The following is a 23,283-nucleotide window of genomic DNA, read 5'->3' on the forward strand; positions in this document are numbered from 1 at the left end:
CCGTCAGCCTAGCCACCGGTGCGCGGGCCTCGCAGCAGGCCGGAACTGGTTGCCCGCCATGGCTCGCACCTGGATCACACTCCAGGTGGATGTCCACTGTGTACCACTCAGGACACTCGCTGCGTGGCGGTCTCGGCCAGCGCCGCCAGCCGCGCGGCGGCGGGTTCGGCCAGGCGGGCGCGTTCCAGGGCGGTCAGCGCCGTGGAGGTGAGCGCCGTGATCCGCGCCTCCACCGCCTCGACCGCGCCGACCTCGGTCAGGGTGCGGCGCACGGTGTCCACCTCGTCCTCGGCGAGATCGGCGCCGATCGCGTCGGCGATGAGCTTGCGCTGCTCCGGGTCCCCCGCCATCTGCAGGCCCAGCGCGACGAGCAGGGTGCGCTTGCCCTCGCGCAGGTCGTCACCCGCGGGTTTCCCGGTGACCGAGGGATCGCCGAAAACCCCCAGCAGGTCGTCGCGCAGCTGGAAGGCGACACCCAGGTCGCCGCCGAACCCGTGCAGAGCCGCGATCCGCGCCTCGTCCGCGCCGGCGAGCGCGGCGCCCAGGTGCAACGGGCGCTGCACCGTGTAGGCGGCCGTCTTGAGGCGGCACACGCGCAGCGCCGCCTCCGGCGTGGTGTCGCCGACGGCTTGCGTGCGCACGTCCAGGTACTGGCCGGCCAGTACCTCGGTGCGCATCGCGCGCCACGCCGGGTGGGCGGCCGCCAGCGTCGCGGGCGGCAGCGGGGCGCCGGTGTACATGTCGTCGGCCCAGGCCAGCGCCAGGTCACCGAGGAGGACGGCGGCGGCCATGCCGAACGCTTCCGGCGCGCCGAGCCAGCCGTGGGCCCGGTGCTCGCGGGCGTGCGAGACGTGCACGGTCGGCCGGCCGCGGCGGGAGTCGGAGGAGTCGATCAGGTCGTCGTGGATCAGCGCGCACGCCTGCACCAGCTCCAGGCTGGCCACGGCCCGCAGCACGCCCTCGGTGTCCGGGCCGTCCGGGTCGCCGCCCGCGCCGCGCCAGGCCCACCACGCGAACGTGGGACGCAGCCGCTTGCCGCCGCCGAGCACGAAGCGGGTGAGGGCGTCGACGCCGGAGCCGAACGCGGGCTCCCCGGCCCGGATGTCCGCGCCCGCCTCGGTCAGGAACGCGGACAGGTGGCGTTCCAGGTGCTGGGGCAGGTTGGCGTCGAAGTCCATGAGCCTATCGTCGGGGACGGCCGCCGGGCGCGCTCGCCAGGGGTGCACGCGATGTGACCGGTGCCCGTAGGCTCGCCGGCGTGGCCACCCTGGTGACGTTTCACGCCCATCCGGACGACGAGTGCATCGCGTGCGGCGGGATCATGCGCAAGGCCGCCGACGACGGCCACCGCGTGGTGCTCGTCGTCGCGACCCGCGGCGAACACGGCGAGGTCCCGCCCGGGTTCCTCGCCGACGGTGAACCGCTGTGGCAGCGCCGGGTCGAGGAGACCCGCGCCGCGGCCGGGATCCTCGGCGTGCAACGGCTGGAATTCCTCGGGTACGGCGATTCCGGGATGATGGGTACGCCGGAGAACGACCTGCCCGGCTCCTTCTGGCGGGCGCCGGTCGAGGAGGCGGCGGCGAAGCTCGCGGCGATCCTGCGCGAGGAGGACGCCGACGTGCTGACCGTCTACGACGACTACGGCACGTACGGGCATCCCGACCACATCCAGGTGCACCGCGCCGGGATGCGCGCGGCCGAGCTCGCCGGGACGCCGCGGGTGTACCAGAGCACGGGCAACCGCGACTACATGCGTGCCGGGCTCGAGCTGTTCGCGGCGCAGGCCGCCGGGACCGGGGTGCGGATCCCCGGTATCGACGGCCTCGCCGAACTGGGCAAGCCGGCCGCGGAGATCACCGCCGCCGTCGACGTGCGGCCGTGGCTTCACGCCAAGCGCGCGGCGATGCGCGCGCACGCCAGCCAGATCAGCGAGCAGTCGCTGTTCCTGGCGATGCCGGCGGACGCCTTCGCCTACACCTTCGGCACCGAGTGGTTCATCCGCGCGGGACAGGGACCGGGCATCACCGAGACCGACCTGATGGCCGGGCTTTAGCCTTCCTCGATCAGCCCGATCCGCACCTGGCCGTCCGGCTCCACCGACCAGCCGGAGTTGTGCGCGATCTCCCAGATCAGCCCGTTCGGGTCGCGGAAGTGGCCGTGGTAGCCGCCGAACGCGGCCCGCTGCCCGGGTTTCACGATCTCCGCGCCGGCCGCGGCGGCGTCGGCGAGGCACTGGTCGACCTCCGCGGGGCTGTCCCGGTTGTAGGACAACGTCAGCCCGGCCGGACCGGTCACGGCCGCGCCGCCGAGATCCTCGGCGAACTTCACCGCGTCGAACAGGCCGAGCGCGACGCCGGGTGCCACCTGGAAGAACAGGATCTCGCCGGGGACATCCAGCAGCGGTTTCCAGCCCAGCCCGGTCACGTAGAACTCGCGGGCCACGTCGGTGTCCCGGGTGGCCACGGTGATGATCTGCACGCTCTGTTCCATACTCGGCAGCATGCCAGGGGAGCCCGGCGCGGGCTTGAACGAAACGGACGCCTACCGGGAATGGCCGGCCTCCGGGGTGGTGCGCTGCTGGTGGGCGCAGCGGACCGCCGGTGAGCACCTGCAGCGGGTCGTGCCGGACGGTGCGGCGGACCTGATCGTGGCGTCCACCGGGGCGGCGTACCTGGTGGGGCCGACGCTGTCGCCCGCCGTGCACCGGCTGCCGGCCGGCGCGGAGCTGCGCGGGCTGCGGGTGCGGCCGGAGGCGATCGCGGCGGTGCTGGGCCTGCCCGGGCACGAGGTGCGGGATGCCGTGGTGCCGTTGACCGCGGTGCTGCCCGACGCCGTGGCCCGCGTGGTCGCGGATTCGGTGTGGCGCGGCCAGTTCCCCGCCGCGCTGACGCCCCGGCCCGGCGATGCACGCGTGCGGCACGCGGTGCGCCGGATCTGGCGCGGTGACCCGCTCGACTCGGTCGCCGCCGGCGCGGGTGTGACGGGACGCCAGCTGCGCCGCCTGTTCACCGAGCAGGCCGGGCTCGGCCCGAAGGCGCTGCAGCGCGTCGCGCGGTTCCAGCGGTTCCTGCGCCACGCGGACTCAGGCGGTGCACTGGCCGTTGCCGCCGCGGCCGCCGGGTACGCCGACCAGGCCCACCTGACGCGCGAGACGCGCGAGCTGGCCGGGGTGACGCCCGCGGTGCTGACGCGGGAACGGCACGGGCGGGCCACGCCGGACGGCCCGGGTGCAGCGTCGGTGTTCCGGGTGTTCTAGTTGTGCTCGGAGACGAGCACCGCCCTGGTGCCCGGCTCCAGGGCCTGGAAGATGTGCGCGACGTCACCGGGGTAGACGATGTAGTCGCCGGGGCCGAGTTCGACCGGGTCGTCGGTCACACCGACCAGCGCGCGGCCCGCGCAGAGCACCACGTGCTCGACCACGCCGAGCGCGTGCGGGTCGGCGCGGCGCGGCGGGCCCGGTTCGGCGCAGACCCGGAAGAGGTCCCGGCGGGCGTGCGGCGGGCAGGACGACACCAGCGTCGCCACGTAGTCCGAGCGTTCCGAGCGGAACGCGGGCCCCTCGTCGGCCCGGAGGACCCGCACCTGGGGCCGCACCGGCTGCACCAGGCGCGCGAACGGAACGTCGAGCACGAGGCTGAGCGCCCACAGCGTCTCCACGCTCGGGTTGCCGCTGCCCGCCTCCAGCTGGGACAAGGTCGACTTGGCGATACCCGCCCGCTTGGCGACCTCGCTCAGCGACAGGCCGGTGCGAGCGCGCTCGCGCCGCAGCGAAGCGGCGATGACGTCGAGTGGTGCACTTCGATCAGCCATCCGTGTTCGCTCCAGAAGTCCAGTCGTTCGCCTTGACGAACGCTTGCCTGCTTGTTCAGTATAAGAGGCGATGCGTGCGATTTACCGAACACTCGACCGTCGCCTGATGCGCGACGTGGCGCTGGTGGCGCTGGCGGACGGCGTCGTCGGCGTGTCCTACGGCGCCATCAGCACCGGATCCGGGTTCGGCGCGTGGCTCCCGGTGGTGATGTCGTTGCTGGTGTTCGCCGGGGCCGCCCAGTTCCTGTTCGTCGGGCTGGTGGCCGCCGGGGGCAGCCCGTTCGCGGCGGCGGTCGCCGGTCTGCTGGTCAACAGCAGGCTCCTGCCGTTCGGCATGGCGGTCAGCGATGTGCTCCGCGGCCGGGGACGCGTGCTCGGCAGCCACCTCCTGACCGACGAGGACGTCGCCTTCGCCCTCGCCCAGGAGGATCCGGGGCGCCGCCGCACGGCGTACTGGGCGTGCGGTGTCTGCATCTTCGTGTGCTGGAACCTCGGCGTGGTGGTCGGCGCCTTCGCGGGCACCGTCATCGGTGACACCGACGCGTTCGGCCTGGACGCCGCGTTCCCCGCCGTGCTGCTCGCACTGGTGCTGCCGTCGCTGCGAGACAGCCGGACCCGGCGGGCCGCGCTGGCCGGAGCGGTGGTCGCGCTCGCCGTGACGCCGTTCCTGCCCGCGGGTCTGCCGGTGCTGCTCGCGCTCACCGGGGTGCTCGTGCTGGTGGTGCGCCGATGACCATCCTGATCGGGATCGCGGTGCTCGCGGTCGGCACCTTCGCGTTCCGGATCGCCGGGCCGGCATTGCAGGCCCGGATCCAGATCCCGCCCAAGGTGCAGAACCTGATGGCGATCGCGGCGGCCGTCCTGCTGGTCGCCGTCGTGGCGACGCAGGCACTGACCCAGGGCCACTCGTTCGCCGGGTTCGCCCGTCCGGCCGGTGTCGCGGTCGGCGGCGTCCTGGCCTGGCGGAAGGCGCCGTTCCTGGTGGTGGTCGTCGTCGCCGCCGCGGTCACCGCGCTGCTGCGCCTGGCCGGCGTGCCCTGACCCGCCTCGCGGGTGGCCCCAGCCGCAACGTGCGCTCTGGCTCGTCCGCGACAGGTGCCGGGAAGACAGGTGCCGGGAAAACGCCACCGCGCAGCGGTGCTCCGCAACGGCGGCGCCGCGGTACGCCAACACGTGGCCCGGAGGGGCAAACACACCGCCCGGACGGGCGAACACGAAGATGCGGCGTGTTTGCTGCTGCGGGTGGCGTGTTTGCCGTCGCGGGCGGTGAGAGGGCTGATGCCACAGCCGAGGTGCGGTGCGGCAGGTGGCACTGGCGTCCGGCCGGGCCGGCGCGTCGGCCGCCGCGCACCGTGCGGCATACCCCGGTGGCATATCCCGGCGCGACGTGTTCCGCGCGCGCCCGCCAAACAGCCGTGTCCGCAGCGCACCGGCGGCGGCCCGGGGCGCAGCACCGCGGCGGCGGTGCCCGAGTCCGCCTAGCCGTGCAGGCGGCCGGCCTCGGCGCGGATCGCCTCGGACAGCGCGGCCGTCGGACCGGTCGCCGTGCGCGTGCTCAGCTGGAACTGCACCTCGCCCGGATCGGGCAGTCCGTGGCCGGGCGGCAGCTCCGCCAGCCCGGCCGGCACCAGGCTGCGGGCGAACACCGCGACCCCCAGCCCGGCCAGCGCCGCCGCGCGCAGACCGTTCAGGCTGCCGCTCGTGCACACGATCCGCCACGGCTTCCCGTTGCCGCGCAACGCCTCCAGTGCCCTCGCGCGGGTGATGCTGGGCGGTGGGTAGGCGATCAGCGGCACCGGCCGGCCCGGCTCCGGGGTGAAGCCCTCGCGGCCGACCCACACCAGCGGGTCGGTCCACAACGGACTGCCCGTCTCGTCGCCCGCGCGTTTCTTGCCCAGCACCAGGTCCAGCTCGCCCGCGCGCAGTTTCTCGTACAGCACACCGGACAGGTCCACGGTCAGCTCGAGGTCCACCAGCGGGTGCAGCCGCCGGAACTCGCGCAGGATCTCGGGCAGCGGCCCGACCACGAAGTCCTCCGACGCGCCGAACCGCACCCGGCCGCGTAGTTCCGGCCCGGTGAAGTAGGCCAGCGCCCGCTCGATGTCCGCCAGGATCGTCCCGGCGAACCCGATCATCGCCTCGCCGTCCGGGGTGAGCTCGACCGAGTGGGTGTCGCGCAGCAGGAGCTGCTGCGCGGTCGCGTCCTCGAGCTTGCGCACGTGCTGGCTCACCGTCGACTGCCGCAGCCCCAGTCGCTGGGCGGCGCGCGTGAAGCTGCGGGTCTCGGCCACGGTGAGGAACGTCCGCAGCCACACGGGATCCAGCACGCCACCTCCATCGCGTTTCGCGATAGCAGTTATGCCGCTCATCATACTTCACAATCGGCCTGGCCGGGCGGACCATGGGAAGCGTGATGAGTCCCGCCGCGCTCCTGGCCAAGCTCCGGATCGACCCGTTCATCCTGGGCATCCTCGCCACGGTCGGGATCGCCTGCCTGGTTCCGGCGCGCGGGCAGGGCGCGGAGGTCGCGTCCTGGGTCACCTCGATCGGCGTCGGCCTGTTGTTCTTCCTCTACGGCGCGAGGCTGTCCACCGCCGAGGCTGTCGCCGGATTCCGGCACTGGCGGCTGCACCTGGTGATCCTGGCTACCACGTTCGGGCTGTTCCCGCTGCTCGGCCTGGCCACCAAACTCCTCGTGCCGGGTGTGCTGACCCCCGCGCTCGCCGCCGGGATCGTCTTCCTGTGCACGCTGCCCTCGACGGTGAACTCCTCGATCGCGTTCACCTCGATCGCCAAGGGCAACGTCGCCGCCGCGATCTGCGCCGCGTCGTTCTCCAGCCTGCTGGGCATCGTCCTCACCCCGCTGCTGGCCGCGCTGCTGCTGGAGAGCTCCGGCCACGGTTTCTCGCTCGACGCCGTCACCTCGATCGTGCTGCAGCTGCTCGTGCCGTTCGTCGCCGGGCAGATCGCGCGGCGCTGGATCGGCGGGTTCATCACCCGGCACAAGAAGGTCCTCGGCCGCGCCGACCGCACGGTGATCCTGCTCGTGGTCTACGCCGCCTTCAGCGAGGGCGTCGTCGCCGGCATCTGGCACCAGCTGACCCCGCTCGCGCTCGGTGGCCTCCTCGTCGTCAACCTCGCGCTGTTCTACACCGTGTTCTGGATCCTCAAGCTGCTCACGCCGAGGCTCGGCTTCGACCGCGCGGACCGCATCGCGATCATCTTCGCCGGGTCGAAGAAGAGCCTGGCCAGCGGCCTGCCGATGGCCGCGGTGCTGTTCCCGGCGCAGACGGTCGGCCTGATCGTGCTGCCGCTGATGCTGTTCCACCAGGCCCAGCTCATGATCTGCGCGGTGCTCGCGCGGCGGTGGGGCGCGCAGGCCGAGGCGGGGCAACCGGCCGCCGCCCGGGCCGGTTAGCCGTTCCCAGGACGCGGACCACACTTCCCACTCTGCGGACACCGGTTACGATGGCCGGCATGACGTCGGTGATCGAGCGCCTCCGCGGGGACTCCCCGGCGTTCTCCATTGAGTTCTTCCCGCCGCGCGACCCGGCCGACGAGGCCGTGCTGTGGCGGTCGGTGCGTGAGCTGGAGCCGCTGGATCCCGCCTACCTGTCGATCACCTACGGCGCGGGCGGGTCCAGCCGGGACGGCACCATCCGCAGCATCGCGCGGGTGGCGACCGAGACCACGCTGGTGCCGATGGCGCACCTGACCGCGGTGGACCACACCGTCGCGGAGCTGCGCAACGTCATCGGCTGGTACGCGGCGGTCGGGGTGCGCAACATCCTCGCGCTGCGCGGCGACCCGCCGGGCGACCCGTACGGCGACTGGGTGCCGCACCCGCAGGGCCTCTGCTACGCCGAGGAACTGGTGTCGCTGGTGCGGTCGCTGGGCGACTTCTGCGTCGGCGTGTCCGCGTTCCCGTACGGGCACCCGCGCTCGCCGGACCTGGACACCGACACGAAGTACCTGGTGCGCAAGTTCCGGGCCGGCGCCGACTTCGGCATCGCCCAGCTGTTCTTCGAGGCTGAGGACTTCCTGCGGCTGCGGGACCGGGTCGCCGCCGCGGGTTGCGACGCCTTGCTCATCCCCGGCGTGATGCCGCTGACCACGCCGCGCACCCTGCACACCACCATCCGCCTGTCCGGTGCGCCCGCGCCGCGGCGGCTGCTCGACCGGCTCGAGCCGCTGGCCGGCGACCCGAAGGCGTTCCGCGCCGAGGGGCTTGATGTGGTCACCGAGCTGTGCGAGCGGCTCATCGCCGAGGGCGTGCCGGATCTGCACTTCTACACGTTCAACCGCGCCAAGGCCACGCGCGAGGTGGTCCGCAGGCTCGGCCTGGTGCCCGCGCGCGCGTAATGCGGTTGCCGCATTCGGTAGGTTGCGTGCATGGGCGTGCACCAGATCTGTGACCAGTTCGTCGAGGACTTCGCCGCCGCGCACCCGGTCGCGGCGACCGAGCTGGGCATCCCCGGCTACGACGACCAGCTGACCGACTACTCGCCGGAAGGTCACGCCGCCCGCGCCGCCCTGGCCCGGCGGGCCCTGGCCGCGGTCTCGGCCGCGGATCCGGCCGACGCCGGTGAGCGCGCCGCGAAGGCGGTCTTCACCGAGCGGGTCGGGCTGGACCTGGAGATCCACGAGGCCGGCCTGGACATCGCGTCGCTCAACGTCATCGCCAGCCCGGTGCAGGACCTGCGCATGGTGTTCGACCTCATGCCCGCCGACACGCCCGGGCAGTGGTCGGTGATCGCGCAGCGCCTGGCGAAGGTGCCGCAGGCGGTGGACGGCATCCGAGCCTCCCTGCTCGCCGCCGTCGAGGCGGGCAACCCGCCCGCGCTGCGCCAGGTCACCAAGGTGGCCGAGCAGGCCGAGACCTGGGCCGGGCTGTCCGGGGAAACCGGGTTCTTCGCCAACCTCGTCGCCGGGGCGCCGCAGGGCACCGTGCGCGCCGATCTCGACCGCGGGGCCCGGGCCGCCCAGGAGGCGTACGCCGAACTGGCCGGGTTCCTCCGCGCCGAGCTCGCGCCGAAGGCCCGTGTGAAGGACGCCGTCGGCGAGGACGCCTACCGGTTGTGGTCGCGGTACTTCATCGGTGCGCGGCTCGACCCGCGCGAGTCCTACGAATGGGGCTGGGCGGAGTTCCTGCGGCTGGAAGCCGAGATGAAGGCCGTCGCCGAGCGCATCGCCCCGGGCGGCACGCTCGCCGGCTCCGCCGCCGCGCTGGACGCGAACCCGCGCTACCAGGTGCAGGGCCGTGACGCCTTCGCGCGGTGGATGCAGGAGCTGTCCGACACCGCGCTCGCCGAGCTGCGCGGCAAGCACTTCGACATCCCGGACCCGCTGATGGCGCTGGAGTGCCGGATCGCCCCGCCGGGCGGGGGCGCCGGCGCGTACTACACCGGCCCGAGCGAGGACTTCACCCGTCCCGGCCGGATGTGGTGGTCGCTGCCGCCGGGCCGCGACGAGTTCACCACCTGGCGGGAGGTCAGCACCGTTTACCACGAGGGCGTGCCCGGGCACCACCTGCAGATCGCGACCGCCGTGCACGAGCGGTCGCTGAACCGGTTCCAGCGGCTGATGGCCTTCACCTCCGGCCACGCCGAGGGCTGGGCCCTCTACGCCGAGCGGTTGATGCAGGACCTCGGGTACCTCGCGGACGACGGCGACCTGCTCGGCATGCTCTCCGAGCAGCTGTTCCGCGCCGCGCGGGTGATCGTCGACTTCGGGATGCACCTCGAACTGGAGATCCCGGCGGGCACCGGGTTCCACGAGGGCGAGCAGTGGACGCCCGAGCTGGGCCTGGAATTCATGCTCACCCGCACGATCACCGACGAGCCGCTGGTGCGCGACGAGATCAACCGCTACCTCGGATGGCCCGGGCAGGCTCCGGCGTACAAGCTGGGGGAGCGGCTGTGGATCGAGGCACGCGAGGACGCCCGCAAGCGCCAGGGTGACCGCTTCGACCTGAAGGACTTCCACACGAAGGCACTCCGCCTCGGCGGCATGGGCCTGGACACGCTGCGCGAGCAGCTGGCCGAACTGGACTGATCCCCGCCCACGAGGAAGGACAGCGCGATGCACCGGGTCTTCCTGGTCACCCCGCCGCCGCCGGCGTAGCGGGGCGACCCACACCGCACACACCCGCCGCCGGCCGGCCGGCACAGCCGCTCCCGGCCGGCGTGTTCGCCACTCCGGGCAGCGTGTTCGCCGTTCCGGTCGGCGTGTTGGCCATTCCGGTCGGCGTGCTGGCCCGTCCGGCGCCGCGCTCGCCCGGGCAGCACGCGACGGCACCAGCCTGCCTGCGGTAGTGCGGTAGCAACTCCCATCGCGCCGTTCCCGGCGCACGCGTCGCCCCGCGTCGACGGTCATCATCCGTTTCCGATGCTGGAGCGACTTTTCATGTCTGTTTCCCTCGACGCGCGCGCGCGTACCCGATCGACTCTCACGCTTCTGCTCGCCGGTCTCCTGTGGGGCACCGGCGGCCTTTCCGGGTCGCTGCTCGCCGCCCGCGCCGGGCTGCACCCGATTTCCGTTGCCACATACCGGTTGCTGGTCGGCGGTGCGGTGGTCGTGCTGTTCCTCGCGCTGACCGGCGGCCTCCGCGGAACGGTCTGGACCAGGGCGGTCGTCCGCCGGATCGCGGTCGCCGGCGGGCTGCTCGGCTCGTTCCAGGCGACCTACTTCGCCGCGGTCGGGCTGTCCTCGGTCGGCACCGCGACCATGGTGACCATCGGCAGTGTGCCGGTGTTCGTCACGGTCGCCCTGGCGATCCGGTCCCGCCACCTGCCGCGGCCGGCGACCCTGTTGTCGGTCGCCCTCGCGCTGGCCGGACTGGTGCTCCTGTCCGCCGGTCCCGGCCACTCCGGCTGGCGGCTGGCCGCCGGCGTCGCGTTCGCCCTGCTCGCGGGGGCCGGGTTCGCCACACTGACGTTGGTCCTGCGCCGCCCGGTCGTGGGCCTGGACCACCAGCGCACCACGGCGTTCGGCTTGCTGGCCGGTGGCGTCCTGCTCCTGCCCGCGGCGCTGGTCCTCGGCATGGCGCTGCCGTTGCGGATCGACGTCCTCGCCGTCGCGCTCTACTTCGGCGTCGTGCCGACCGGGCTGGGCTACGCGGCCTACTTCCGGGTCCTCGGCGCCGCGCACCCGGTCGTCGCGGCGCTCGCGACGCTACTGGAACCGCTGACCGCCGCGATCCTGTCCGCGGTCGTGCTGCACGAGGACCTCGGCGTCCAGGGCTGGTGCGGCGCCGCGCTGCTGGCGACCGGCCTGCTGGTGGGCTACCTGCGGTCCTGAGGCTCCAGCGGCAGGGTGCGGCCGAGGATGGCGAACGGGCGTGGATCACCGGCGAAGTGGTAGTCGCGCAGCGCGTCGGCGAACCCCAGGCGCCGGTACAGCTTCCACGCCCGGCTCGGCCCTTCCGGCGTCGACAGCAGGACCTGCCGGTTGGGCACCCCGTCGAGCAGGCGGCGCAACAGGTCCTCGCCGATCCCGCGGGCCTGGCTCGCCGGTCGGACGTGGATCTCGGTCAGTTCGAAGTAGTCGGACAGCCACCGCTGCGCGAGCTCCTCGCCGCCGGAGGACGCCAGCCCGCGCCGCACCTGCTCGTGCCACCACTGACCGGGCGCGCCCTGGTATCCGTACGCGAGGCCGAGCATGGTGCCCTCGGCGTCCAGTGCGGCGACGCAGCGCCAGCCGTCACGCAACGCGTGCGTCAGCCACATCGGGGCACGCTGTTCGGCCGTGCCGGGCGGGTAGCGCATCGCCTCGACGTAGATGTCCAGCGCTTCCCGCAGCCGGGTGCGGAAGTCGTCCGCGGACAGCCGGGCGTAGGACAGGGAAGTGGTCATGACGCCACGTCCGCGGGCCGTCCGCCGGTAACGGCGACCAGGTCGTCGAAGGTGGTCGGGAACACCGACTTGGCGTGCCCGGCCGCCGCCCACACCGTGTCGTAGTTGCGCAACGCGGTGTCGACGAGCGTGCGGACCGGCGCCGGGTGCCCGACCGGGGCGACGCCGCCGATGACCTGACCGGTGTGCTCCCGCACGAACGCCGGATCGGCCTTTTCGACCGACTCCGCCCCGATCAGGGCGGCGAGCGTGCCGGTGTCGGCCCGGTGGGCGCCGGAGGTCAGCGACAGCAGCGGCTCGGTCCGGTCGGCGAACACCGCGCGGAAGACGAGGCTGTTGGCGATCGCGCCCACCTCGACCCCGAGGGCCTCGGCGGCCTGCGCCGCGGTACGCACCTCGGCCGGCAGGATGCGGATGCCGGCAGCGGCGTCGTGCCTGCCCGCCTCGGCGAGCGCGGCAGCGACCTTGGCCACCGCCGGATGGTCCAGGCTGCTCATACCGATATGAGATCACGTGCCACGACGGCCTGCGACGCGTATCCCCGGTGTGCTGCCCGTGGTGCCCTGACGGCAGCTGTTCGCACGGCACCCGGCGAAGCCGGTCTCCTTGCGTGGCAACGAGATCTCCGGCGGCCCGGGCGGGGCGGGACCGTTCCGTCTCCGGCGGGGGTCGTGACACCGGGCAGGTGGGCGGAGGGCGGACCGGCCCGGCGTGACGTGGTGGAGGTCGCTGAGCCGCCGGAACGGGTTCCCGGCACGTTTCGTTCTGACCTGATCGGGTGATCACGTGCGGCACACCACGTCATTCGAGGACTTGAACGAACACGTGTTCGAAGCTACTCTGGAACTCGATCGAACAAGAGTTCGACATCCGGTGAGCGCTCGCCGGTCAGGTCGCCCGGTGCCGGGACGGGGGAAGCGTTTCGGCACCGGGCGCCGCCATCGCACGTTGTCCGCAAGGGAGGGGCAATGTCCATTGCCGTCGCATCCCACGCCGCGCAGAGGCAGCCGGCGCTGCCGCTACCGGTCCGTCCGCCGGCGGCACCCGCCGCCACGGCCCTGCTCGCCGACGCCCGGCGGGGCATCGGCGAAGCCCGCCACGCCGCCCAGCCCGCGCCGAAGTTCATCGCGGCGTATCTGGCCGCGCTCCGCGCGGGCGCCGCGGTGCTCGCCGCGCGCGGCCGGCCGCACCGGGGCCGCGCACGTCCGGCCAGCGTCTGGGTGCTCCTCGAGACGGCCGCGCCCGAGCTGAGCGACTGGACGGCGTACTTCGCCGCGCATTCGGCGGCCCGGGCCGCCGCGCAGGCGGGCAACACCCGCCGGATCACCGCCGAGCGCGCCGACGATCTGCTCCGCCAGGCGTCGCGGTTCGTCGAGCTGGCGCGGGATGTGGTGCACGGCCGGGCGACCGCGCCGGAGCCGGGCCGGGTACGGCAGTGCGACGCGCCGGCGGCCCTGGGAAAGGCGTCCCGGCGGTAATGGGCGGGCACGCACTCGTCGACCACGGCCGCCTGCTCGACGTGCTCGGCGTCGAGGTCGAGCTGCTTCTCGACACGGCCCGGGAATTCCCGGCGGAGACCCCGGTGCCGACCACGCCCGGCCTCACCATCGGTGAGGTGGTCCGGCACCTCGGCGGTGTCTACCGCGTCGCCACCGGCTGGATGACCAGCGGCACGCGGCCGGCGCAATGGCAGGACGACCCGGCGCCCGGCCAGACCGGGGAGGAGTACCTGCGGGACGGGCTGGCGGCGCTGCACCGCGAGCTCACCGCGCACGACCCGGGCGAGTACGCCGCCGGCTGGTGGCAGGCGGACCGCACCTACGGGTTCTGGTGCCGCCGGATGGCGCACGAGACGACCGTGCACCGCATCGACGTGCAGAACGCGGCGGACGTGATCGTCGCCGAGGTCGATGACGAGATCGCCCTCGACGGGGTGGACGAGATCCTCGCGCTGTGGTTCGGGCAGCGGCTGCCGATGCTCGGCTTGTCCGGCACCTTCGCCGGAACGGTCGCGATCCGCACCGGCGGCCACAACTGGATCGCCCGCGCGGGGCCCGGCGAGACGGTCGCCTGGCGCTGCTCCGGCGCCGAGGCCGAACGCGCCGACGGCACCGTTACCGGCTCACCGGCCGCGGTCTACCAGTGGTTGTGGGGCCGCCTGGGACACGCAGCGGTGACCTGGGAAGGCGACGACGATCCGATCGGGCAGTTCTGGGCGCTGCTGCGCCTGGCCACGAGGTGAAATCCGGGACGTGGGGAAGCGTTGCCGGATATCGTCGCGGGCATGGCGACGCGTGTGGACAGTCTGGTCATCGACGGGAACCGTCCCGGCGAGCTCGCCCGGTTCTGGGCGGAGTTGCTGGGCTGGACGATCACCCACGTCCAGGACGACGAGGTCGGGGTCGGCGCGCCGGGTGACGACGGCCTCGACCTCGTCTTCGGCACGGTGCCGGAGGTGAAGGACCCGGCCGTGAAGAACCGGGTGCACCTCGATCTGGCCAGCACCTCGCCGGAAGACCAGGCGGCCACCGTGGGCCGGGCGCTGGCCCTGGGGGCGCGCAAGCACGACATCGGGCAGGGCGCGGTCCCGTGGCAGGTGCTGGTGGACCCGGAGGGCAACGAGTTCTGCGTGCTCGAGCCCCGCCCCGGCTACACCACCACGGAAGCCCTCGCCGCGGTCGTGATCGACTCCCGGGACCCGCTCGCGCAGGCGTCGTTCTGGGCCGAGGCCGCTGGATGGCGGATCGCGAACCAGGAGCCGGGGATCGTCGGGTTGCGCGCGCCGACCGGGCGCGGGCCGTGGCTGGAATTCCTGCGCGTCGACGAGCCCAAGGCCGGCAAGAACCGACTGCACCTCGACGTAGCGCCGTTCGCGGACGGCGACACCGCCGCCGAGGCCGATCGGCTGTGCGGTCTCGGCGCCCGGCGTATTGACATCGGGCAGGGCGCGGTGCCGTGGGAGGTGCTGGTGGACCCGGAGGGCAACGAGTTCTGCGTGCTCTCGCCGCGCTGAGTGTTTCCGGCCGGTTGCCGGCGGCGGGCCCGGCCTGACACGGCCGAAACACCGGTGTCCACGACCGGCAACACGCGTGCGCGATCGTGGCCGGATGGAGAGCCGAACGCGAACAACGCGAACCCGGCCGTGGCCGGTGATGCCCGATCCCGGTGCGGTGTCACCGGTCGTCTGGCGGGTGCGCATCCGGATGGACGACGATCCCGGCACGCTCGCCCGCGTCGCCGTGCGGCTGGCCGGCCTGGGGTGCAACATCCTGGGATTGACCGTCCTCCCGGTACCGGGCGGTGTGCTCGACGAGGTAGCGGTCCGGCCCGCGACCGGGCTCAGCAAGGAGCGGCTGGTCGAGGCGATCCAGGCCGAGGGGTGCGAGTGCACGTGCCGCACCGATGCCGACGTCCGCGACCTGGTGGACGCCCCGGCCGCGGCGCTCGCCGCGGCCCGGCGGGCGGTCGACGACCCGGCGCGGCAGGCCGAGGTGCTGCGCGAGGTGCTCGCCGCGGACCTCGTCACGGCCGTCCCGCTCGCCGAGGCCAACCCCGCGCGCGTCGAGGGCGGTCACCGGGTGGTGTTCGCCGTGGACGGGCGGACCGCACTGGTGGCGCGACGGCGGTGGGCGCCGTTCGTGCAGCTGGAGGTAGCGCGCGCGGAGGCGCTACTGAACCTGCTGGACCGCGCGCAGCGCGCCGTGACCAGGCCGCTGGCCGTCACCTGCGCCGACGGTGCGGCAATCGTGCTGCGCGAGGGCAAGCCGGCGGACGCGGATGCGGTGTCCGCGCTGCACGGCCGGTGCTCGATGACGACGCTCTTCGAGCGGTACCACACCGGGATGCGCACCGTGCCGCGCCGCCGGCTGCACCGGCTGCTGATGCCGCCGCGCGGCCTGAGCCTGCTCGCGGTGTGCGGGCGCGACGTGATCGGGGTCGGGCAGCTGATCCCGGGCCCGGGGGAGATCGCCGAGGTGTCGCTGCTCGTCGAGGACATCTGGCAGCGCAACGGCGTGGGGACGGCACTGTTGAAGCGTCTGGCGGAGATCGCCGGTGCCCGCGGGTGCCGCCGCCTGGTGGCGATGTCCCTGCCCGGGCGGGACGCCATCCACCGGACCGCGGTGCGCGCCGGGCTGGCGCCGGAACCGCCGGAGGAGGAGGGGCTGCTGCGCATCGACCTCCGTCCGGCCGGACCGCATCTACTGAGCGACCTGTAGTGCGGAAAGATCTGGGCGGCGGTGTGAGCCCGCGGCGCACGACCTACTTCCGCACCTGGTCCGCCCGCCCGATCACTGTGCTGAGCGAGCCGTAACCCGGCCGGCCACGGTGCCGGGCGGGTCCGGGGTGGTCAGCGGCTCCAGAACCAGTCCTTGTCCCGGGCCTGTTTGAGTGCCTCCCGCTTGCGGTCCTTGTCCAGCCGGTCCAGGTACAGCGTGCCGTCGAGGTGGTCGACCTCGTGCTGCAGGCACTGCGCCAGCACGCCCTCGCCCTCGACGGTGACCGGCTCGTTGCGCAGGTCGACGCCGCGCACCACCGCGCGGGTGGCGCGCCGCGTGGGGAACCACAGCTCCGGCACCGACAGGCAGCCCTCGTTGATCTCGTGCGTCTCGTCGGACAGCTCCACGATCTCGGGGTTGATCACGTACCCGAACAGGTTGTCCACCTCGTAGCTGAACACCCGCAGGCTCACGCCGATCTGCGGCGCCGCCAGCCCCGCGCGTCCGTCCGGCCGCACAGTGTCCAGCAGGTCGGTCACCAGCTGCTCGAGCCCCTTGTCGAACCGCGTCACGGGATCGCAGACCGTCTTGAGCACCGGGTCGCCGAAGTACCGCAGCTCCCGTAACGCCATCAGGTCGTCCTCTCACTCGTTCAGGTCACGAAAAGTAAATCGTGTTCGCCGCGAGTGAGCCAACGCAGGGTGACGTGATCTCAAGCTCGTAGTCGCAGTCCCTTCGGCGTCGCCCGGAAACCCGCGTCCCGGAGCACGTCGGCCAGCGCGGACGTCAGCGCCTGCTCGCCGTCGGCACGCTGCACCGCCAGCTGTCCCAGCCAGCCCTCCCGGACGGCCCGGGACAGGGCGTGCGCGGCTGCCTTCAGCGTCGGCTCGTCCTCGGTGAACGACAGCAGTGAGCGGCCACCGCGCTCGACGTACAGCGCCGGCACCCCGTCGACCAGCACCACCAGGGCACCGGCCTTGCGCGCGGGACGGTGCTTGGTATCACCGGGCACCGCCGGCCACGCCAGCGCCGCGCCGTAGGGCTGCGCCGGATCCGTCGCCGCGAGCACCACCGCGCCGGCCGCCGCGTCGGGTCGCCGGGTGCCGCCCTGATCGGACATCGCACGCAACCGGTCCACCGCCCCGCGCGCGGCGAACTGCGCGGCGCCCAGGCCCTCCACGACGTAACCGCGGATCACCTGCCCCGAGTCCTCCATCGCGCGCAGCACCTTGTAGATCCCGGAGAACCCGCCGGTGACCCGCTCGGTCTCCAGCGCACCGCGCGTCAGCACGCCGTGCCGCTCCAGGAACGCCTCGGTGCGGGCGTGCGTGCGCCGCGTCGGGTCCGGCTCCCGCAGCGGCGTCAGCGCCCACCGCCCGGCCACCGTGGGCGGGCCGGTGCGCGAGGGCATGGCCGGACGGCCGGCACGCATCCGCCCGTACCGGCTGCGCGGCGCCGCCTGCCGGGGCTTGTGCGCCGCGCCCTTGCCCGACACCAGTGCCCGCAGCGGCGCCAGCGTGTCACCGGTGACGGTGCCCGCCCACACCAGGTCCCACAACGCGGCCACCACGTCCGCGTCGCCCGGGGCGCTGTCCAGCAGTGGCGTCACCCGGTCGACCAGCTGCCGGAAGAACAACGCGCCACCGTCGAGCGCGTTCCGGATCGCCTCGTGCAGCGGGCCGGCCGGCGGCTCCTCATCGGCCTCCGGCAGCAGCAGGTCGGCCACGTCCGCGGGCGCCAGCGACACCCAGCCGTCGCCACCGGCCAGTGCGCCGGCGCCGCACCAGACCACCTCGCCCGCGGTCATCAGTTCGTCCATCAACGCCGGGTAGTACCCGGGCAGGCGGCTCGGCAGGATCAGCGACTCCAGCGCGCTCGCCGGCAGCGGCGCGCCCGCGAGCTGCTCGACCACCGACAGCACGTCGTCGACGCTCGGCGCCGTCCGCATGCGCGCCCCGATCCCGTGCCAGGACGGCAGGAACCGGCCCAGCGCGGCGGGTTCCACCGGCTCGACCTCGGCTCGCAGGCGCGCCAGTGACGCGCGCCGCAACCGCCGCAGCACCGCCGCATCGCAGTACTCGGTGCCCGCGCCGTGCGTGTCCGGATGACCGACCGGGCGCAGTTCGCCGCGCACCAGCCGGCCTTCCGCGGTCAGCCGGTCGAGCACCCCGGTGACCACGGCGGGCCCGAGCCCGAACCGCTCCGCCGCCTGGTGCGCGGAGAACGGCCCGCGGGCGCGCGCGTACCGGGACAGCAGGTCCCCGAGCGGATCGGCCACCGGCTCGGTGAACGCCTCCGGCACCCCGATCGGCAGCGCCACCCCGAGTGCGTCCCGTACCCGGCCCGCGTCCTCGATGGACAGGTTGCGGTCCGCACCCGCGATGCGCACCCGGATCACGCGGCGCTGCCCGACCAGCTCGTCGAGCCACTCCGGCCGGACGCCGCGCGCCGCGGCCTCGGCGTCGGAAAGATCACCCAGGAACCGCAGCAGATCCGCGGTCTCCTCGGCGTTGCGCGCGTGCCGGTCGGGCTCCAGGCGTTGCAGCGACCGCTCGACCTCGTCGACCACGTCGGCGTCCAGCAGCTCCCGGATCGCCTCGGTGCCGAGCAACTCGGCCAGCAGCGTGGAGTCCAGGGACAGCGCCGCCGCCCGGCGTTCCGCGAGCGGCGCGTCCGTCTCGTAGAGGAACATGCCGACGTAACCGAACATCAGGCTGCGCGCGAAGGGTGACGGCGACGGCGTCTCCACCTCGGCGATCTTCACGCGCCGCGCCCGCACGTCGGCCATCAGCTCCCGCAGCCCGCCCACGTCGTAGACGTCCTGCAGGCACTCCCGCATCGCCTCCAGCACCACCGGGAAGCGCTCGTACTTCGCCGCCACCGCGAGCAGCTGCGAGGCTCGCTGACGTTGCTGCCACAGCGGGGTGCGCCGCCGCGGGTCGCGCCGCGGCAGCAGCAGCGACCGTGCCGCGCACTCCCGGAACCGCGCGGCGAACAGGGCCGAGCCGCCGACCTCGGCGACGATGATCTGCTCGACCTCCTCCGGATCGATCAGCACGTCGTCGGTGCCGATCGTCACCTCGGCGCCGTCGCTGTCCAGCGCCTCCGGCAGCCGCAGCACGATCCCGTCGTCGGAGTGCATCACCTGCGCGTCCACACCGCGCTGCTCGCGCAGCCGCGCCGCGATCGCCAGCGCCCACGGCGCGTTGACCTGCGCCCCGAACGGCGAGTGCAGCACCACCCGCCAGTCGCCCAGCTCGTCGCGGAACCGTTCGAGCAGGATCGTGCGGTCGTTGGGCACGTGCCGCGTCGCCGAGCGCTGCTCGGTCAGGTACGTCAGCAGGTTGTCGCAGGCCAGCTCGTCCAGACCGGCCTGCCGGGCGCGCATCCGGGCCTTCTCGTCGTCCGAAGTAGACAGTTCCCGGACGAACGCGCCGAGCGCGCGGCCGAGTTCGAGCGGGCGGCCCGGTGCGTCACCCTTCCAGAACGGCATCCGCGCCGGCTCGCCCGGCGCGGGGACCACGATGACCCGGTCGTGGGTGATGTCGGTGATCCGCCACGACGACGTGCCGAGCAGGATCGTGTCGCCCACCCGCGACTCGTAGACCATTTCCTCGTCGAGCTCGCCGACCCGCGAGCCCGGGCTGCCGTCGCTGCCCGGCGTCATCACCGTGAACAACCCGCGGTCGGGGATCGTGCCGCCGGAGGTGACCGCGAGCCGCTGCGACCCCGGCCGCCCGCGCAGCTCACCCGCCACCCGGTCCCAGGTGATGCGCGGGCGCAGCTCACCGAACTCCTCGCTCGGGTACCGCCCGGCCAGCATGTCCAGCACCGCCAGCAGCGCGTCGTCCGGCAGCGCGGTGAACGGGGCCGCGCGCCGGACCGTCGCCGCCAGCTCCTCGACCGACCACGGCTCCAGCGCCACCATCGACACGATGTGCTGCGCCAGCACGTCGAGCGGGTTGCGCGGGTAACGGATCGCCTCGATCGCGCCGGCCGTCATGCGCTCCGACACCACGGCGCACGACACCAGATCGCCCCGGAACTTCGGGAACATCACCCCGATGGACACCGCGCCGACGTGGTGCCCCGCCCGGCCGACGCGCTGCAGCCCGGACGCGACAGTCGGCGGCGCCTCGATCTGCACCACCAGGTCGACCGCGCCCATGTCGATGCCCAGCTCCAGCGACGACGTGGCGACCACGCACGGCAGGCTGCCGGACTTCAGTTCCTCCTCGACCCGGGTGCGCTGCTCGCGCGACATCGAACCGTGGTGCGCCTTCGCCACCGTCGCCCCGGCGCCCGTGGTGAGCCCGGACTCGCCGATCGCCTCGGCCGGGAACCGCTGGTCGGCCGCCAGCTCGGTCTGCTCCGCGGCCAGCTCGTTCAGCCGGGCCGTCATCCGCTCTGCGAGGCGGCGGGAGTTGGCGAACACGATGGTCGACCGGTGCTGCCGGATCAGCTCCAGCACGCGCTGCTCCACCGACGGCCAGATCGACGGCCGCCGGACCGCCGCGCCGCTGATCTCCTCCTGCGTGCCGATGCCGCCCTCCGAAGGCAGCAGGGCGTCCAGCCGCTCCAGCGGGCTCGGCGCCGGCGCGTCCAGGTTGGCCATGTCCTCGACCGGGACCTCGACCCGCACCTCGATCGTCTTCGCCGTCTGCGGCTGCACCACCCGCACCGGCCGGCCGCCGGTGAGGAACGAGCTCACCTCGTCGATCGGCCGGACCGTGGCGGACAGGCCGATCCGCTGCGCGGGCTTCGGCAGCAGCGCGTCGAGCCGCTCCAGCGACAACGCCAGGTGCGCGCCCCGCTTCCCGCCGGCCACCGCGTGCACCTCGTCCAGGATCACCGTCTCGACACCGCGCAGGGACTCGCGCGCCGACGAGGTGAGGATGAGGAACAGCGACTCCGGCGTGGTCACCAGGATGTCCGGCGGGGTCTTGAGGAACGCCCGCCGCTCGGCCGGCGAGGTGTCGCCGGTGCGCATGCCCACCGTGATCTCCGGTGGCGTCCGCCCGAGCCGGTGGCTGGCCTGCCGGATGCCGGCCAGCGGCGCCCGCAGGTTGCGCTGCACGTCGACCGCGAGCGCCTTCAGCGGCGACACGTAGAGGACGCGGCACCGGCGCCGGGCGTCGGCGGCGGGTGGTTCGGCCGCGAGCCGGTCCAGGGCCCACAGGAACGCGGCGAGCGTCTTGCCCGACCCGGTGGGCGCCACCACCAGCGCGTGCTCGCCCGCCTGGGCCGCCCGCCACGCCCCCGCCTGCGCCTGCGTGGGCGCGGCGAAGGCACCCGCGAACCAGTCGCGGGTGGCGGGCGAGAAGAGCTCGAGCACGTCGGTCACGGATCCATCATGAACTCCGGGTACGACAATTTCCCGCGGGTGCCCCGCGCCGGTCCTGCCGAGCGTGGCAGCATCAGTCCTGGCCTGGGTGATCGTGAGGGGAAGAGCTGTGCGCATCCTGTCGGTGGATCTCGGTACGTCCAACACCGTGGCGGTACTGTCCGCGCACGGCAGGGCGCCGCGCGTGGTCGAGGTGGACGGGTCCGCCACCATGCCCTCGGCGGTGTTCGCCGAGGAGAACGGCACCCTCGTGGTCGGCCGCGACGCCGAGCGGCGCGCCCGGCTGGACCCCACCCGCTTCGAACCCAACCCCAAACGCCGCGTCGACGAACAGACCCTGCTGCTCGGCCGGGACGTCGTCCCGGTCAACGAGGCGCTGGCCGCCGTGCTGCGCCGCGTGCTCGACGAAACCACCCGCCAGCTCGGCGGCGAGCTGCCCGACGAGGTCCGGCTGACCCACCCCGCCCAGTGGGGCCCCACCCGGCGCAACGTGCTGCTGTCGGCGGCCCGCCTGGCCGGCCTGAGCGGACCGCTGCTGCTCGTCCCCGAGCCGGTCGCGGCGGCCGCGCACTTCGCGTCCCTGGCCGGCCGCGCGCCCGCGCCCGGCCAGGCGCTCGCGGTGTACGACCTCGGCGCGGGCACCTTCGACGTCGCGGTCGTCGGGGCCACCCAGAACGGCTATGCAGTGCTGGCCGAGGACGGTCTGCCCGACCTCGGCGGGCTCGACGTCGACCAAGCGCTGATGGTGCACGTCGGCCGCGAGGTCTCGCATTCCGACCCGCAGCGCTGGCAGCGGTTGCTGCGCCCGGAGTCCACCGCCGACCGGCGGGCCCGGCGCGCGCTGCAGGAGGACGTGAAGGCCGCCAAGGAGTCGCTGTCCCGGCTGCCGCAGACCGAGGTGCCGATGCCCGAGCCGTTCAGCGACGTCCTGGTCACCCGCGGCGAGCTGGAGGCACTGGTCCGCCCGGCGCTGCTGCGCAGCGTCGAGCTGCTCGGCCGCACGATCGCGGCGGCCGGGCTGTCCCCGGACCGGCTGGCCGGCATCTACCTGGTCGGCGGCTCCAGCCGGCTGCCGCTGGTCGGGTCGATGATCGCGGAGAAGCTCGGGGTGGTCGCCAGCAGCCTGGACCAGCCGGAGACCGCGGTCGCGCTCGGCGCGCACCACGTGGCGCGGGACGGCATCAGCATGCGCACCCAGAACGTCGAGGGGCGGATGGCCTCCACCGGTGTCCCCGCCGCGTTCCCGCCACCGGTCGCCACCGTGCCCGGCACCCCACCGGGCGGGTACCCGTACCACCCGGCGGGGTTCCCGCCGGGTCCGTCGAACTTCCCGAGCCGTCCCGTGCCGCGCTCGAACCGGAAGAAGCTCGTCGCCGGCATCACCACGGTCGTCGTCCTGCTGCTCGCCGCCGGCGCCGCCGTCCTGTGGTGGCCGTCCGGCTCGTCGGCCGCCACCTTCAGCGCCGCCGACTGCGCCCGGCCCGGCCCGGTCGACGCCCAGGGCTTCACCGGCTGCCTGCGCCAGCTGGCCGGCACGATCGCCGACGGCAAGTGCACGCCCGGCGCGGGCACCGGGGACATCGCCCCGCCCCAGAACGAGAACATCGGCGTGCTGACCACCTGCTCGGCGCCCGCGCTGGCCGGGGCGCAGGTCACCTACCTGCACGGTGGCTCGCAGGCCAAGGTCAGGGAGTACACCGACCGGCTGCTGGGCGCCGTCGGGGGCAACCAGGTACGGGCCGCGTGGAAGGGCAACGGCCTGGACGGCAGCTACTCGTCGGCGTCCGGGCGCACCGCCGCGGTGCTGGTGTTCACCGTCGCCGACCGCCCGCTGGCCGGGGTGATCTACCAGAAGGCGGGTGGCGGGCAGGCCCCGCTGCCGGCGGGGGACCTGGCCACGTACTTCGAGCAGAACGTGCAGCCCGGCGAGTAGCTACTTCCGGTTGCGCATGTTCCACAGCGCGCGCAGGGCCACGACGATCGCGGCGATCAGGACAGCGGCCGAGGCGACGGCCATCGCCACCGGTCCCCAGGACGGCATCTCCTGCGCGGAGGTCAT

The 23,283-nt window shown here is 73.7% G+C and carries 22 protein-coding genes; 13 read left to right on the forward strand and 9 right to left on the reverse strand.

The genetic code is table 11. The features are described 5' to 3' along the window. Positions 1-107: 107 nt before the first annotated feature. The gene (locus tag FHX45_RS24195) at positions 108-1,178 is read right to left on the reverse strand and encodes a polyprenyl synthetase family protein (RefSeq protein ID WP_167106326.1); all 1,071 of its coding nucleotides are present in this window, start codon (positions 1,176-1,178) and stop codon (positions 108-110) included. Positions 1,179-1,258: 80 nt separating this feature from the next. Between FHX45_RS24195 and FHX45_RS24200 the strand changes: the two genes are divergently transcribed. Continuing rightward, on the forward strand, positions 1,259-2,053 hold the full coding sequence (locus FHX45_RS24200) for a PIG-L family deacetylase (protein ID WP_167106329.1): 795 nt from the start codon (positions 1,259-1,261) through the stop codon (positions 2,051-2,053). Here FHX45_RS24200 and FHX45_RS24205 read toward each other — a convergent pair. Beyond that, positions 2,050-2,490: a VOC family protein gene (locus FHX45_RS24205; RefSeq protein ID WP_167106332.1), complete on the reverse strand. Its 441-nt coding sequence runs from the start codon at positions 2,488-2,490 to the stop codon at positions 2,050-2,052. The two genes, FHX45_RS24200 and FHX45_RS24205, sit on opposite strands and share 4 nt — an antisense overlap. A gap of 10 nt (positions 2,491-2,500) precedes the next feature. On the opposite strand from FHX45_RS24205, the gene FHX45_RS24210 reads away from it, so the two are divergent. Next, positions 2,501-3,256, forward strand: coding sequence for a helix-turn-helix domain-containing protein (locus FHX45_RS24210; RefSeq protein WP_167106335.1), 756 nt, complete (start codon positions 2,501-2,503; stop codon positions 3,254-3,256). Here the strand turns inward: FHX45_RS24210 and FHX45_RS24215 are convergent. After that, on the reverse strand, positions 3,253-3,810 hold the full coding sequence (locus tag FHX45_RS24215) for a helix-turn-helix domain-containing protein (protein WP_167106338.1): 558 nt from the start codon (positions 3,808-3,810) through the stop codon (positions 3,253-3,255). The two genes, FHX45_RS24210 and FHX45_RS24215, sit on opposite strands and share 4 nt — an antisense overlap. A gap of 70 nt (positions 3,811-3,880) precedes the next feature. Between FHX45_RS24215 and FHX45_RS24220 the strand changes: the two genes are divergently transcribed. Next, on the forward strand, positions 3,881-4,543 hold the full coding sequence (locus FHX45_RS24220; protein ID WP_167106340.1) for an AzlC family ABC transporter permease: 663 nt from the start codon (positions 3,881-3,883) through the stop codon (positions 4,541-4,543). Continuing rightward, a complete protein-coding gene (locus FHX45_RS24225) occupies positions 4,540-4,851 on the forward strand; it encodes an AzlD domain-containing protein (RefSeq protein ID WP_167106342.1) in 312 nt (103 codons plus the stop codon). Before FHX45_RS24220 ends, FHX45_RS24225 begins: the two co-directional genes overlap by 4 nt. A 437-nt stretch (positions 4,852-5,288) precedes the next feature. Here FHX45_RS24225 and FHX45_RS24230 read toward each other — a convergent pair whose 3' ends face one another. After that, on the reverse strand, positions 5,289-6,137 hold the full coding sequence (locus FHX45_RS24230; protein WP_167106344.1) for a LysR substrate-binding domain-containing protein: 849 nt from the start codon (positions 6,135-6,137) through the stop codon (positions 5,289-5,291). A gap of 74 nt (positions 6,138-6,211) precedes the next feature. On the opposite strand from FHX45_RS24230, the gene FHX45_RS24235 reads away from it, so the two are divergent. The 4 genes from FHX45_RS24235 to FHX45_RS24250 all read left to right on the forward strand — a co-directional run bounded on the left by FHX45_RS24235 (position 6,212) and on the right by FHX45_RS24250 (position 11,109). After that, positions 6,212-7,228 carry a bile acid:sodium symporter family protein gene (locus FHX45_RS24235; RefSeq protein ID WP_208406085.1) on the forward strand — a complete coding sequence of 339 codons (1,017 nt, stop codon included), beginning with the start codon at positions 6,212-6,214 and terminating at the stop codon, positions 7,226-7,228. Between the two features lie 59 nt (positions 7,229-7,287). Further along, positions 7,288-8,172 carry a methylenetetrahydrofolate reductase gene (locus tag FHX45_RS24240; protein ID WP_167106347.1) on the forward strand — a complete coding sequence of 295 codons (885 nt, stop codon included), beginning with the start codon at positions 7,288-7,290 and terminating at the stop codon, positions 8,170-8,172. Between the two features lie 30 nt (positions 8,173-8,202). Then, positions 8,203-9,864, forward strand: coding sequence for a DUF885 domain-containing protein (locus FHX45_RS24245; RefSeq protein ID WP_167106349.1), 1,662 nt, complete (start codon positions 8,203-8,205; stop codon positions 9,862-9,864). A 351-nt stretch (positions 9,865-10,215) separates the two neighbouring features. Then, on the forward strand, positions 10,216-11,109 hold the full coding sequence (locus FHX45_RS24250; protein ID WP_167106351.1) for a DMT family transporter: 894 nt from the start codon (positions 10,216-10,218) through the stop codon (positions 11,107-11,109). On the opposite strand, the gene FHX45_RS24255 is transcribed toward FHX45_RS24250, so the two are convergent. Further along, positions 11,094-11,663, reverse strand: a complete 570-nt coding sequence (locus FHX45_RS24255; protein WP_167106354.1) for a GNAT family N-acetyltransferase — start codon at positions 11,661-11,663, stop codon at positions 11,094-11,096. The genes FHX45_RS24250 and FHX45_RS24255 overlap by 16 nt on opposite strands. Further along, positions 11,660-12,160: a YbaK/EbsC family protein gene (locus FHX45_RS24260; RefSeq protein ID WP_167106357.1), complete on the reverse strand. Its 501-nt coding sequence runs from the start codon at positions 12,158-12,160 to the stop codon at positions 11,660-11,662. Before FHX45_RS24260 ends, FHX45_RS24255 begins: the two co-directional genes overlap by 4 nt. Positions 12,161-12,631: 471 nt before the next feature. Between FHX45_RS24260 and FHX45_RS24265 the strand changes: the two genes are divergently transcribed. The 4 genes from FHX45_RS24265 (at position 12,632) to FHX45_RS24280 (ending at position 15,880) form a co-directional block, all read left to right on the forward strand. Continuing rightward, entirely contained in the window at positions 12,632-13,141 is a 510-nt protein-coding gene (locus FHX45_RS24265; RefSeq protein ID WP_167106360.1) for an SAV_6107 family HEPN domain-containing protein, read from the forward strand. Beyond that, the gene (locus tag FHX45_RS24270; RefSeq protein ID WP_167106363.1) at positions 13,141-13,905 is read left to right on the forward strand and encodes a maleylpyruvate isomerase N-terminal domain-containing protein; all 765 of its coding nucleotides are present in this window, start codon (positions 13,141-13,143) and stop codon (positions 13,903-13,905) included. Before FHX45_RS24265 ends, FHX45_RS24270 begins: the two co-directional genes overlap by 1 nt. 42 nt (positions 13,906-13,947) lie before the next feature. Further along, a complete protein-coding gene (locus tag FHX45_RS24275; RefSeq protein ID WP_167106366.1) occupies positions 13,948-14,676 on the forward strand; it encodes a VOC family protein in 729 nt (242 codons plus the stop codon). 139 nt (positions 14,677-14,815) lie between these two features. After that, positions 14,816-15,880: a GNAT family N-acetyltransferase gene (locus FHX45_RS24280; RefSeq protein WP_167106369.1), complete on the forward strand. Its 1,065-nt coding sequence runs from the start codon at positions 14,816-14,818 to the stop codon at positions 15,878-15,880. A gap of 131 nt (positions 15,881-16,011) precedes the next feature. On the opposite strand, the gene def is transcribed toward FHX45_RS24280, so the two are convergent. Further along, positions 16,012-16,512, reverse strand: a complete 501-nt coding sequence (gene def, locus FHX45_RS24285) for a peptide deformylase (protein ID WP_167106372.1) — start codon at positions 16,510-16,512, stop codon at positions 16,012-16,014. An 80-nt stretch (positions 16,513-16,592) separates the two neighbouring features. Then, positions 16,593-21,224, reverse strand: a complete 4,632-nt coding sequence (locus FHX45_RS24290; protein WP_167106374.1) for an ATP-dependent helicase — start codon at positions 21,222-21,224, stop codon at positions 16,593-16,595. A 109-nt stretch (positions 21,225-21,333) separates the two neighbouring features. Between FHX45_RS24290 and FHX45_RS24295 the strand changes: the two genes are divergently transcribed. Further along, complete coding sequence (locus FHX45_RS24295) at positions 21,334-23,157, forward strand: Hsp70 family protein (RefSeq protein ID WP_167106377.1); 1,824 nt, start codon at positions 21,334-21,336, stop codon at positions 23,155-23,157. On the opposite strand, the gene FHX45_RS28490 is transcribed toward FHX45_RS24295, so the two are convergent. After that, the gene (locus FHX45_RS28490) at positions 23,158-23,283 is read right to left on the reverse strand and encodes a hypothetical protein (protein WP_279588894.1); all 126 of its coding nucleotides are present in this window, start codon (positions 23,281-23,283) and stop codon (positions 23,158-23,160) included. It abuts the gene before it with no gap.

The organism is Amycolatopsis granulosa, from assembly GCF_011758745.1.
In the GTDB taxonomy this organism is placed as follows: Bacteria; Actinomycetota; Actinomycetes; order Mycobacteriales; family Pseudonocardiaceae; genus Amycolatopsis_E; species Amycolatopsis_E granulosa.